We start from the raw sequence: 12,558 nt of genomic DNA on the forward strand, positions 1-12,558 counted from the left end.
GCGCAATAATTGACGATCACCACCGTACTGTCGCGGTAAAACCACCGTCTGGCGCATTGCCAAACGACACCGTCATTGCGTGCAGGGCGGCAATGCGGCGGACAATCGACAGGCCCAGGCCGCTGCCGGTAGCGTGTTGGCCCGGCGGGCGATAAAAGCGCTCGCCAATATGGGGCAGGACTTCCGCTGTGACGCCGGGGCCGTTATCTCTGACGGTAAACTGTCTGGCGTCAAGCGTAACATCAACCACGCTGCCTTTCGGGCTGTAGCGGATGGCGTTATCCAGCAGATTTCGCACCAGCAGACTGAGCAGCAGCGGTTGTCCAGTGCGCGTCACATTGTGAGCATTGATCTGCAAACGCACATCAATATGCGCCTGCTGCGCGGGTTGCCAGATGTCCATCACCGCGGACTGAAGGAGCTCTTCAAGAGAAAGCGTGGCGACATCCTGTAGGTTATCCAGCGAGTCGAGACGAGAAAGCGTCAGGAGTTGGTCGACCAGACGCGTGGCGCGATCGATACCCGTATGGAGTTGCATCAGGGCTTTCTGCCGCGCCAGCGGATCGTCATCAGAAAGTTGCGCCACCTCCGTCTGGACTTTCAGCGCCGTTAACGGACTGCGCAGTTCGTGAGCGGCATCTGACGTAAAGCGTCGCTCGCGCACCATCATATTATGGGTGCGGGTAAAAAGCTGGTTGAGCGATTCGACCAGCGGGCGCACCTCACTCGGAACGCCATGTGAACTGAGCGGTTCGCTGGATTGCGGATCGCGCAGTCGCAACGCCTGTGCCAGCTTTTTCAGCGGCATGAGCTCCCGATGCAACAACATAATCAGCATCAACAGCATCAGCGGCAGGGCGATAAGCCAGGGGACCAGTTGCGCCGTCACAATCTCCAGCGCCATATCTTCACGATATTCCCACTCCTGGCCCACCACGATGCGGTACTTACCATCGGCGGAGGTCAGCCAGATAAAACGCCATTTGTCGTCATCGCCGTTGAGTTGGCCGTCATCAAACCCTTCCCGACGGTAGCTATAGGGGATGTTCTGACCATTGTCGCCATCGTGCAGCACCATCTTGCCGTCCGTGGTATAGACGGCAAAGGTCAGCACGTCATCATCAACGTGGCCGTGCTTGAATTTCTTCGGCGTATGCGCCATCCGTTCGGTGGCGTGCAGTTCATTGATATCAAGCGTAATCAGGCGCTTGGCGAAGAGCATCAACTGAGTATCAAACAGTTCATCGACGTTATCGGTCGTCTTCTTCCAGGCGACAAAACTCGATGCCGCCCAGGTAATGGCTGCCAGAATCAGAAAGATGAGGGTAAGCCTGACGCGCAGGCTGAGTTGCCGGGTCACGATGATGCCTCACCAAGCGTATAGCCAATACCGTGAACGGTCCGAATAAAATTGCTGCCCAGTTTGCGCCGCAGATGGTGAACATGCACTTCAACGGCATTGCTGGTGACCTCTTCGTCCCAGTTATACAGCTTCTCTTCGATGAGCTTGCGCGGCAACACGCGCCCGGCATTGCGCATCAGCAACTCCAGCAGCGCGAACTCTTTTGGCTTGAGTATGAGTGGCTCACCCGCCAGCGTCGCGACCCGATCGCCGGGCGTTAAGGTCACCAGCCCGTGGCGCAGTTCGCTGCTGGCCTGACCGCTGGCACGGCGCATCAGCGCATCCAGCCTGGCGGCAACCTCAATCAGCGCAAAGGGCTTACACAGATAATCATCTGCCCCGAGGCGAAGTCCTTCCACACGCTCGGCCAGTGCGTCGCGTGCGGTGAGGATCAGCACCGGTTCACGCTTTCCCTGTTCACGCCAGTCGCGCAGAATATCGCGTCCGTCCATCCCCGGCAGCGTGAGGTCGAGGATCACCGCATCATAAGGTGCGCTGTAGAGCGCTTCTTTTCCCTGACGACCTTCCGTAAACCAGTCGACGCTAAAGCCCATTTTACTCAACCCGGTTTTAATGCCGTCGCCAATTAACGCATCATCTTCAATCAGTAAAATTCGCATCGTTTCATCCTTGCGCCCGTCGCCATAGCGGCAAGTAAACCGCGATGTCGCACGCGATGTACAGTAAAAATGAGACTTTTTTTTGCCTTAAGAACTCGTTAAGGATTAGCCTGTTTAATGGATATCAAGTGACATCAAAGGGAGAAATGATCATGAAAAAACTGGCTACAATTGTTGCCGTTATGGCGCTCTGCTCTGCACCGGTTCTGGCGGCGCAGCAGGGTGGTTTTTCTGGCCCGTCCGCGACACAAACGCAGAGCGGCGGCTTCCAGGGACCAAACGGCAGTAGCACGACGGTAGAAAGTGCGAAATCCTTGCGTGATGACACCTGGGTGACGCTGCGTGGCAACATCGTTGAACGCATTTCCGATGACCTCTATCTGTTTAAAGACGCGACAGGCACCATCAATGTCGATATCGACCACAAACGCTGGAACGGCGTGACGGTCACCCCGCAGGATACCGTTGAAATTCAGGGTGAAGTGGACAAAGACTGGAATTCCGTTGAAATTGACGTGAAGCAAATCAGTAAAGTCAGCAAATAATCCCCGTCAGGGCCGCGTTCGCGGCCCTTTTCTTTGTGACTCAACGCGTCAGATAAGGTAGTATCTGCGGCAATATTGCCTGAAAAGATACCGGGTATCTGGCGGGCTTACAGTTGAGGAATCACGATTAATGAGCGATATGGCAGAGCGCCTTGCGCTGCATGAATTCACGGAAAACGCCTATCTGAATTACTCCATGTACGTCATCATGGACAGGGCGTTGCCGTTTATTGGTGATGGTCTGAAACCCGTTCAGCGCCGCATCGTCTATGCGATGTCAGAGCTGGGGTTGAACGCCAGCGCTAAATTTAAAAAATCCGCCCGTACCGTTGGCGACGTGTTGGGTAAATACCACCCGCACGGGGACAGCGCCTGCTATGAGGCCATGGTGCTGATGGCGCAGCCGTTCTCTTACCGTTATCCGCTGGTCGATGGTCAGGGGAACTGGGGGGCGCCTGACGATCCGAAGTCCTTCGCCGCGATGCGTTATACCGAATCCCGCCTCTCAAAATACGCTGAGCTGCTGCTGAGCGAACTCGGACAGGGAACCGCTGACTGGGTGCCAAACTTCGACGGGACGATGCAGGAGCCGAAAATGCTGCCCGCGCGTCTGCCGAATATCCTGCTTAACGGCACAACCGGTATCGCGGTCGGCATGGCGACGGATATTCCGCCGCACAACCTGCGCGAAGTAGCAAAAGCTGCGATCACCCTGATTGAACAGCCGAAAACGACGCTGGACGAGCTGCTGGATATTGTCCACGGCCCGGACTACCCGACTGAAGCGGAAATCATTACCCCACGCGCTGAAATTCGTAAGATTTATGAGAATGGACGCGGCTCCGTGCGCATGCGCGCGGTGTGGAAGAAAGAAGACGGCGCGGTGGTGATTACTGCGCTGCCGCACCAGGTTTCCGGCGCGCGCGTGCTGGAGCAAATCGCGGCCCAGATGCGCAATAAAAAGCTGCCGATGGTTGACGATTTGCGCGATGAGTCAGATCACGAAAACCCGACTCGTCTGGTGGTGGTGCCGCGTTCCAATCGTGTGGACATGGATCAGGTGATGAACCACCTGTTTGCCACCACCGATCTGGAAAAGAGCTACCGCATTAACCTCAATATGATCGGTCTTGACGGGCGTCCGGCGGTGAAAAACCTGCTGGAGATCCTCACCGAATGGCTGGCGTTCCGTCGTGATACCGTGCGTCGCCGCCTGAACTATCGTCTGGAGAAAGTCCTCAAACGCCTGCATATCCTGGAAGGTTTGCTGGTGGCGTTTCTCAATATCGACGAAGTTATTGAGATCATCCGTACGGAAGATGAGCCGAAGCCAGCGCTGATGTCGCGTTTTGGTATCACCGAAACGCAGGCCGAAGCAATCCTCGAACTGAAATTGCGTCATCTCGCCAAACTGGAAGAGATAAAGATTCGCGGTGAGCAGGATGAGCTGGCGAAAGAGCGCGATCAGTTGCAGGCGATTCTCGCCTCTGAACGCAAAATGAATACCCTGCTGAAGAAAGAACTGCAGGCGGATGCCGACGCCTATGGTGACGATCGTCGCTCACCGCTGCGCGAGCGCGAAGAAGCGAAAGCGATGAGCGAACACGACATGCTGCCGTCTGAGCCGGTGACGATCGTGCTGTCGCAGATGGGCTGGGTGCGTAGCGCCAAAGGTCACGACATCGACGCGCAGGGGCTGAACTACAAAGCGGGCGACAGCTTTAAAGCGGCAGTGAAAGGCAAGAGCAACCAGCCGGTGGTGTTTATCGATACCACCGGGCGCAGTTACGCCATTGACCCGATCACGCTGCCGTCGGCGCGCGGTCAGGGTGAACCGTTGACCGGTAAACTGACGCTACCGCCGGGCGCGACCGTTGAGCATATGCTGATGGAAGGCGATGAGCAGAAACTGCTGATGGCATCAAATGCGGGTTACGGTTTCGTCTGTACGTTCAACGATCTGGTGGCGCGTAACCGTGCCGGTAAGACGCTCATTACGCTTCCGGAAAATGCCCGCGTTATGCCGCCGGTGGTGATTGAAGATGAAACGGACATGCTGCTGGCGATTACCCAGGCTGGACGTATGCTGATGTTCCCGGTCAGCGATCTGCCGCAGTTGTCGAAAGGTAAAGGGAACAAGATAATCAACATTCCGTCCGCAGAAGCGGCGCGGGGTGATGACGCGCTGGCACTGCTCTATGTGCTGCCGCCGCAAAGCACGCTGACCATTCACGTCGGGAAACGCAAAATTAAGCTGCGTCCTGAAGAGTTGCAGAAAGTGGCCGGCGAACGTGGTCGTCGCGGGACGTTGATGCGCGGTTTGCAGCGCATCGATCACATTGAGATTGATTCGCCGCGTCGTGCCGGCAGTGGTGACAGCGAAGAGTAATTTGCGTGAAATGCCGGATGGTGGCTTTGCCTTCTCCGGCCTACGCAGATGCCCCTTGTGGACCGGATAAAACGTGTGCGTCGTTATCCGGTCCACAAGGGACGTGCCATTCGTTCCTGCCGGATTACAGTAAAATTTCCCGTAAAACCGTTGTTTATTCGTGAGTCGCGATTAACAATACAGTTTTCCAGAGAGCCACATTAACAATACCCTAACCTGATAGCAGGTGACGTAGAATCCCGGGCTCTTAGGCCTTCAGAGGTTGTTATGCTATTTATTTTTCGACTTATTATTACCGTTATCTATTCCATTCTGGTTTGTGTTTTCGGTTCTCTTTACTGCTTACTCAGCCCGCGTAACCCAAAACACGTCGCGACATTCGGGCACATGTTTGGTCGTCTGTCGCCGGTGTTCGGCTTGAAAGTTGAGTGCCGTAAACCCGCGGATGCGGAAAGCTACGGTAACGCTATCTACATCGCTAACCATCAGAATAACTACGATATGGTGACCGCCGCGAATATCGTGCAGCCGCCAACCGTGACCGTCGGGAAGAAAAGCCTGCTGTGGATCCCATTTTTTGGTCAACTGTACTGGCTGACGGGAAACCTGTTGATCGACCGTAATAACCGTGCAAAAGCGCACGGCACGATTGCCGAAGTGGTGAACCATTTTAAAAAGCGTCGTATCTCCATCTGGATGTTCCCGGAAGGCACTCGCAGCCGGGGCCGTGGTCTGCTGCCGTTTAAAACCGGGGCTTTTCATGCCGCGATTGCTGCTGGCGTCCCGATTATTCCGGTGTGCGTTTCCAATACCTCGAATAAAATTAACCTGAATCGCCTGAAGAATGGTCTGGTGATTGTGGAAATGCTGCCGCCGGTGGATACCAGTCAGTATGGTAAAGATCAGGTTCGTGAACTGGCCGCGCACTGCCGCTCGTTGATGGAACAAAAGATTGCTGAACTTGATCAAGAAGTCGCCGAGCGCGAAGCCGCCGGGAAAGTTTGATTCAGCGATAAATGCTTACTCATTCGCGCTGCAAGCTAACGCACATGCAGCCTGGAGTATGACGAGTTTTTGCAGGAAACGAGTTCCTGCCCGTAATTTAGCCAGTTTTACATGGAGCTTATATGTCATTCAGTCGGCGTCAGTTCATTCAGGCATCGGGGATCGCGCTGTGTGCCGGTGCTGTTCCGCTGAGGGCCAATGCTGCCGGTCAGCAACAGCCGCTGCCCGTTCCGCCGCTACTGGAATCCCGCCGGGGCCAGCCGCTGTTTATGACGCTGCAGCGTTCGCACTGGTCATTTACCCAGGGCACGCGTGCGCCGGTCTGGGGCATTAACGGGCGTTACCTCGGACCGACGATCCGCGTCTGGAAAGGGGATGACGTTAAGCTTATCTACAGTAACCGTCTGGCGGAAAATGTCTCTATGACTATCGCCGGTTTGCAGGTTCCGGGTCCGCTGATGGGCGGTCCGGCTCGCATGATGTCGCCAAACGCAGACTGGGCACCCGTGCTGCCCATCCGTCAGAACGCCGCCACGCTGTGGTATCACGCCAATACGCCGAACCGTACCGCTCAGCAGGTTTACAACGGCCTGGCCGGGATGTGGCTGGTCGAAGATGAGGTGAGTAAATCGCTGCCGATCCCGAATCATTACGGCGTCGACGACTTCCCTATCATTATTCAGGACAAGCGACTGGATAACTTTGGCACGCCGGAGTACAGCGAACCCGGCAGCGGTGGTTTTGTCGGTGATACGCTGTTGGTCAACGGGGTGCAAAGTCCTTATGTCGAGGTATCCCGCGGCTGGGTGCGCCTGCGTCTGCTGAATGCCTCTAACTCCCGGCGTTACCAGCTGCAAATGAGCGACGGTCGCGCGCTGCATGTCATCTCCGGCGATCAGGGCTTTTTGCCCGCGCCGGTGTCGGTAAAACAACTGTCGCTGGCGCCCGGCGAGCGCCGTGAAATTCTGGTCGATATGACCAATGGTGATGAAGTGTCGATTACCTGCGGTGAAGCGGCGAGCATCGTTGACCGGATCCGCGGTTTCTTTGAACCGTCGAGCATTCTGGTTTCCACGCTGGTGTTAACGCTGCGCCCAACCGGCCTGCTGCCGTTGGTGACCGACAGCCTGCCGATGCGTCTGCTGCCGACCGAGATCATGAGCGGTACGCCGATTCGCAGTCGCGATATCAGCCTGGGCGACGATCCGGGTATCAACGGCCAGTTATGGGACGTCAACCGCATTGATATCACCGCGCAGCAGGGCTCCTGGGAACGCTGGACGGTGCGTGCCGATATGCCGCAGTCGTTCCACATCGAAGGGGTGTCGTTCCTCGTGCGTAACGTCAACGGTGCGATGCCGTTCCCGGAAGACAGGGGCTGGAAAGATACCGTCTGGGTGGATGGGCAGGTAGAGCTGCTGGTCTGGTACGGACAGCCGTCCTGGGCGCATTTCCCGTTCTACTTCAACAGCCAGACGCTGGAAATGGCGGACCGCGGTTCTATTGGGCAGATTCTGGTGAATCCAGCGGCGTAATCCTCCTCTCTCTCGCTGATACGCGAGAGAGATTATCCTTCGATTTCTCTTTCGTTCCGGCATATAATCGCCGGCCTTTGATTATTTTTTTACCATTTTTGGAAGCACTATGAGCGCAATATCCCTGATCCAGCCAGACAGAGATCTCTTCTCCTGGCCTCAGTACTGGGCGGCCTGTTTTGGTCCCGCTCCTTTTTTGCCGATGTCACGCGACGAAATGGATCAACTTGGCTGGGATAGCTGCGACATTATTTTGGTTACCGGTGACGCCTATGTCGATCACCCGAGTTTCGGTATGGCGATTTGCGGTCGTATGCTGGAATCGCAGGGCTTCCGCGTTGGCATCATTGCGCAGCCGGACTGGAACAGCAAAGACGATTTCATGCGTCTGGGCAAACCGAACCTGTTCTTCGGCGTAACCGCTGGCAATATGGACTCGATGATCAACCGCTACACTGCCGATCGCCGCCTGCGCCATGACGATGCTTATACCCCGGATAACGTAGCGGGCAAGCGCCCGGATCGTGCCACGCTGGTTTATACCCAGCGCTGCAAAGAGGCGTGGAAAGATGTGCCGGTGATCCTTGGCGGCATTGAAGCGAGCCTGCGCCGTACCGCGCATTATGATTACTGGTCCGATACCGTGCGCCGTTCCGTGCTGGTGGATTCCAAAGCCGACATGCTGATGTTCGGCAACGGCGAGCGTCCGCTGGTGGAAGTGGCGCACCGTCTGGCGATGGGCGAAACCATCAACCAGATCCGCGACGTGCGTAACACCGCGATTATGGTGAAAGACGCGCTGCCAGGCTGGAGCGGCGTCGATTCTACGCGTCTGGATACGCCGGGGAAAATCGACCCGATCCCGCATCCGTATGGCGAAGATTTGCCGTGCGCCGACAACAAACCGGTCGCGCCGAAAAAGCAGGAAGCGAAAGCCGTTACCGTGCAGCCTGCGCGTCCGAAGCCGTGGGAAAAGACCTACGTTCTGCTGCCGTCCTTTGAAAAAGTGAAGGGCGACAAAGTGCTGTATGCGCACGCCTCGCGGATCCTGCACCATGAAACCAACCCAGGCTGCGCGCGTGCGCTGATGCAAAAGCATGGCGATCGCTACATCTGGATCAACCCGCCGGCGATCCCGCTGTCAACCGAAGAGATGGACAGCGTCTTTGCCCTGCCGTATAAGCGCGTGCCGCACCCGGCATATGGCAACAGCCGCATTCCCGCCTATGAGATGATTCGCTTCTCTGTCAACATTATGCGCGGCTGCTTTGGCGGGTGCTCGTTCTGTTCGATCACCGAGCATGAAGGGCGCATTATTCAGAGCCGCTCTGAAGACTCGATCATTAATGAGATCGAAGCGATCCGCGATACCGTCCCGGGCTTCACCGGCGTGATCTCCGATCTCGGTGGTCCGACGGCCAACATGTACATGCTGCGCTGCAAGTCGCCGCGTGCGGAACAGACCTGCCGTCGCCTGTCGTGCGTCTATCCGGATATCTGTCCGCATATGGATACCAATCACGAGCCGACGATCAACCTTTATCGCCGTGCGCGTGACCTGAAAGGCATCAAGAAGATCCTGATCGCTTCCGGTGTGCGTTACGACATCGCGGTCGAAGACCCGCGCTATATCAAAGAGCTGGCGAGTCATCACGTCGGGGGGTATCTGAAGATTGCGCCTGAGCATACCGAAGAAGGGCCGCTGTCGAAGATGATGAAGCCGGGCATGGGCAGCTATGACCGCTTTAAGGAACTGTTCGATCTCTACTCGAAGCAGGCAGGGAAAGAGCAGTATCTGATCCCGTATTTCATCTCCGCGCACCCGGGGACGCGTGACGAAGATATGGTGAATCTGGCGCTATGGCTGAAGAAGCATCGCTTCCGTCTCGATCAGGTGCAGAACTTCTATCCGTCGCCGCTGGCAAACTCGACCACCATGTATTACACCGGCAAAAACCCGCTGGGTAAAATTGGCTATAAGAGTGAAGATGTGGTGGTGCCGAAGGGCGATAAGCAGCGTCGTCTGCATAAAGCGCTGCTGCGTTACCACGATCCGGCAAACTGGCCAACGATCCGTCAGGCGCTGGAAGAGATGGGTAAAAAGCATCTGATTGGCGGACGCCGCGAGTGCCTGGTGCCTGCGCCAACGCTGGAAGAGATGCGCGAAGCGCGTCGCCAGAACCGTAATACCCGTCCGGCGTTGACCAAGCACACGCCGGTAGCGCATCAGCGTCAGACGCCGGCCGCCAACAAAAAGCGGGCAAAAGTCGCCGGGCGATAATGCGATTGCCCGGTAACGTCAAGCTTACCGGGTCGGTTACACCGTTTGATAAATGTGGCTGCTGATGCAGCCATTTTTTCATCTGTAGCGGGCAAACAGTATCTGAATCAGGAGACGGAGATGAAAGCAGGGATGATGGCAGGGGTGATGGCGATCGCTCTGCTGCAAAGCGGTTGCGTGGTACATCACCAGATACAGCCTGAAGTGGCAGGACAGCTTGTCGATAGTACCGGCAAACCGGTACAGGGGGCGCAACTGACCCAGGTGAGCAGTGGGGAGTCCGTTCAGACACGCTCTGATGGTGATGGACGTTTTACCTTCCCGGCTGCCTATAAATGGACCTTCTTTGTGCCAATAGGCCCGGTGGACTGGTATTTTCGCTCTGCACTACACATGAGTGCGAATGGCAAGGACTATGAAACCGGTCTGGGCGGCGCTTTTGGTGGGCCGCACGCGCTTGAGGGCAGAAAGTTCAACGTGACCTGTACGTTGCCGGACAAACCCGGCGAGGTGTCATGCCTGTAGCGAACAACATGAAAGCCCGACGCTAAGCCGGGCCTGAAAAAAGGGAATCAACCGCCGAACTGATCCGGGTCGGGACCCAGGCGTTTGCCCTGATCGAGCTTCGCAATCTCGCCCAGTTCGTCTTTGTCGAGACGGAAATCCCAGACGTCGAAGTTCTCGGCGATACGCGACGGCGTGACGGATTTCGGGATAACCACCAGACCGTTATCCAGATGCCAGCGGATGACTATCTGCGCCGGGGTTTTACCGTATTTATCCGCCAGGGAACGAATGATTTTTTGATCGAAAACGCCTTCGCCGCCCTGCGCCAGCGGGCTCCAGGATTCCGTCTGAATTTTATGCGTCGCATTCCACGCGTGCAGCTGACGCTGTTGCATTAGCGGATGCAGTTCTATCTGGTTAATCACCGGCGTGACGCCCGTTTCGTCAATCAGTCGCTGGAGGTGGTTGACCTGAAAGTTACACACGCCGATGCTCTTAATCAGCCCCTCTTTTTGCAGCTCGATCATGCCCTGCCAGGCGGCAACATAGTGATCGATTGCCGGAACCGGCCAGTGCATCAGATACAGATCGAGATAATCGAGCTGGAGTTTTTCCAGACTCTCCATCAACGCTTCGCGGGGGCGTTTCTGATCGTCATTCCACAGCTTGGTGGTGATGAATAACTCATCGCGGGGGAGACCTGCGCTGGCTAACGCTTTGCCGACGCCGTCTTCATTTTTGTATGCGGCGGCGGTGTCTATGGACCGATAGCCGACGTCCAGTGCTTTATGAATGGCGGAGACGACCTCGTCGTTACCGGCTTTCCATACGCCTAACCCCAGTTGGGGCATTACGTTGCCATCCTGAAGCTTAATTACGGTTTGGTTTGCCATTTTTCCTCCTTCATGTGCTCATCACCGGAGGGGCGCTCCGGTGATGTAGGGTGACTTAAGTCTGGACGAAATGCCCAAAAACGAAAGCCAGAGGTGAAAAAAGCTTAGCGGGCGGCCTCGTAAATACGGCGGCTGACATCCAGGGTGATGTCTTTATGTTCACCCAGTTGCGTCATGCCGTGTTCTTCCAGTTTCGCCAGCAGGGCCGGGATAGAACTGCCGTCAAGGCCGTAGCCTGACAGGCGAGTCGGGACGCCCAGTTGTTCGAAGAAATTACGGGTGGCCGCAATCGCTGCATCAATACGCTCATCGTCAGAACCGTCGGTGATGTTCCATACGCGCTCAGCATATTGCAGCAGTTTGCCACGTTTGGTATCGCGTTTTTCATTCCACAATGCAGGCAGAACCACCGCCAGCGTCTGGGCGTGATCCAGACCGTGCATCGCCGTCAGTTCGTGGCCCAGCATATGGGTTGCCCAGTCCTGCGGCACGCCCGCGCCAATCAGGCCGTTCAGCGCCTGAGTCGCTGCCCACATCACGTTCGCGCGAACATCGTAGTTTTCCGGATCTTTCAGCGCTTTCGGACCGTCTTCGATCAGGGTCAGCAGAATGCCTTCCGCGAAGCGATCCTGAATTTTGGCATCAACCGGATACGTAACGTACTGCTCAACGGTATGCACAAATGCATCAACCACGCCGTTGGCCACCTGACGCGGCGGCAGGGTGTAGGTGTAAACCGGATCCAGTACCGCAAAGACCGGCTGCACATGTGCGGAATGGAAGGCCTGCTTGTCGCCCGTGGTTTTACGCGAGATGACCGCGCCTTTGTTGGACTCAGAACCGGTTGCTGGCAGCGTTAACACGGACCCCATCGGGATCGCGCTTTTGATGTCGCTACCGCTGGTCTGCAGGATGTGCCACGGGTCAACGCCATCCGCATAGTGAGCGGCAGCGGCGATGAATTTCGTGCCATCAAGGACCGAACCACCGCCGACGGCCAGCAGGAAGGTTATGTTCTCTTCACGGGCGATTTTTACGGCGTTCATCAGTGTTTCATACGACGGGTTAGGTTCGATGCCGCCAAATTCACGGACGTCCAGACCTTTCAGTGCGTCCTGTACCTGCGCCAGCACGCCGGTTTTTTTCACGCTGCCGCCGCCATAAGTGATCAGCACGCGTGCGTCCTGAGGGATTTGTGCGCGCAGTTCAGCAATCGCACCTTTACCAAACAGAATGCGAGTCGGGGTATGCAGATTAAAGTTGTTCATTGCTCGTTCCCTTATGTGGGTAAAAAAAGAGGGCAGGCGGGGTCTGCCGGATGGAGAACATTGTGGTCGTGCGCGGCTATCCTCTCAATGCTCATTTCTGCCAATGTCTTGCC

The 12,558-nt window shown here is 56.3% G+C and carries 10 protein-coding genes; 6 read left to right on the forward strand and 4 right to left on the reverse strand.

Annotated elements, in window-relative coordinates; translation table 11 throughout:
- Positions 1–16: 16 nt before the first annotated feature.
- Both qseC and qseB read right to left on the reverse strand, forming a co-directional pair.
- A complete protein-coding gene (gene qseC / locus ACERJC_RS22765) occupies positions 17–1,366 on the reverse strand; it encodes a quorum sensing histidine kinase QseC (RefSeq protein ID WP_373672557.1) in 1,350 nt (449 codons plus the stop codon).
- Positions 1,357–2,022, reverse strand: a complete 666-nt coding sequence (gene qseB / locus ACERJC_RS22770; RefSeq protein WP_152406043.1) for a quorum sensing response regulator transcription factor QseB — start codon at positions 2,020–2,022, stop codon at positions 1,357–1,359. The genes qseC and qseB overlap by 10 nt, the downstream gene beginning before the upstream one ends.
- A 152-nt stretch (positions 2,023–2,174) precedes the next feature.
- Here qseB and ACERJC_RS22775 point away from each other — a divergent pair, with 152 nt between their 5' ends.
- The 6 genes from ACERJC_RS22775 (at position 2,175) to ACERJC_RS22800 (ending at position 10,302) form a co-directional block, all read left to right on the forward strand.
- A complete protein-coding gene (locus ACERJC_RS22775; protein ID WP_152406042.1) occupies positions 2,175–2,567 on the forward strand; it encodes a YgiW/YdeI family stress tolerance OB fold protein in 393 nt (130 codons plus the stop codon).
- A 130-nt stretch (positions 2,568–2,697) separates the two neighbouring features.
- On the forward strand, positions 2,698–4,956 hold the full coding sequence (gene parC / locus ACERJC_RS22780) for a DNA topoisomerase IV subunit A (RefSeq protein ID WP_373672527.1): 2,259 nt from the start codon (positions 2,698–2,700) through the stop codon (positions 4,954–4,956).
- Between the two features lie 267 nt (positions 4,957–5,223).
- Entirely contained in the window at positions 5,224–5,961 is a 738-nt protein-coding gene (plsC, locus tag ACERJC_RS22785) for a 1-acylglycerol-3-phosphate O-acyltransferase (protein ID WP_042324229.1), read from the forward strand.
- Positions 5,962–6,083: 122 nt separating this feature from the next.
- A complete protein-coding gene (ftsP, locus tag ACERJC_RS22790) occupies positions 6,084–7,496 on the forward strand; it encodes a cell division protein FtsP (protein ID WP_152406040.1) in 1,413 nt (470 codons plus the stop codon).
- 109 nt (positions 7,497–7,605) lie between these two features.
- Complete coding sequence (locus tag ACERJC_RS22795; RefSeq protein WP_373672528.1) at positions 7,606–9,777, forward strand: YgiQ family radical SAM protein; 2,172 nt, start codon at positions 7,606–7,608, stop codon at positions 9,775–9,777.
- A 120-nt stretch (positions 9,778–9,897) separates the two neighbouring features.
- Entirely contained in the window at positions 9,898–10,302 is a 405-nt protein-coding gene (locus ACERJC_RS22800) for a carboxypeptidase regulatory-like domain-containing protein (protein ID WP_373672529.1), read from the forward strand.
- Between the two features lie 47 nt (positions 10,303–10,349).
- Here the strand turns inward: ACERJC_RS22800 and dkgA are convergent, their stop codons facing one another.
- Together dkgA and yqhD are read right to left on the reverse strand one after the other, a co-directional pair.
- Positions 10,350–11,177 (reverse strand): 2,5-didehydrogluconate reductase DkgA, encoded by an 828-nt coding sequence (gene dkgA / locus ACERJC_RS22805; protein ID WP_373672530.1) that lies wholly within the window; start codon positions 11,175–11,177, stop codon positions 10,350–10,352.
- A 104-nt stretch (positions 11,178–11,281) separates the two neighbouring features.
- Positions 11,282–12,445 carry an alcohol dehydrogenase gene (yqhD, locus tag ACERJC_RS22810; protein WP_373672531.1) on the reverse strand — a complete coding sequence of 388 codons (1,164 nt, stop codon included), beginning with the start codon at positions 12,443–12,445 and terminating at the stop codon, positions 11,282–11,284.
- Positions 12,446–12,558: the final 113 nt, after the last annotated feature.

Origin of the sequence: Citrobacter telavivensis (assembly GCF_041807075.1) — a bacterium.
GTDB lineage: Bacteria > Pseudomonadota > Gammaproteobacteria > Enterobacterales > Enterobacteriaceae > Citrobacter_A > Citrobacter_A telavivensis.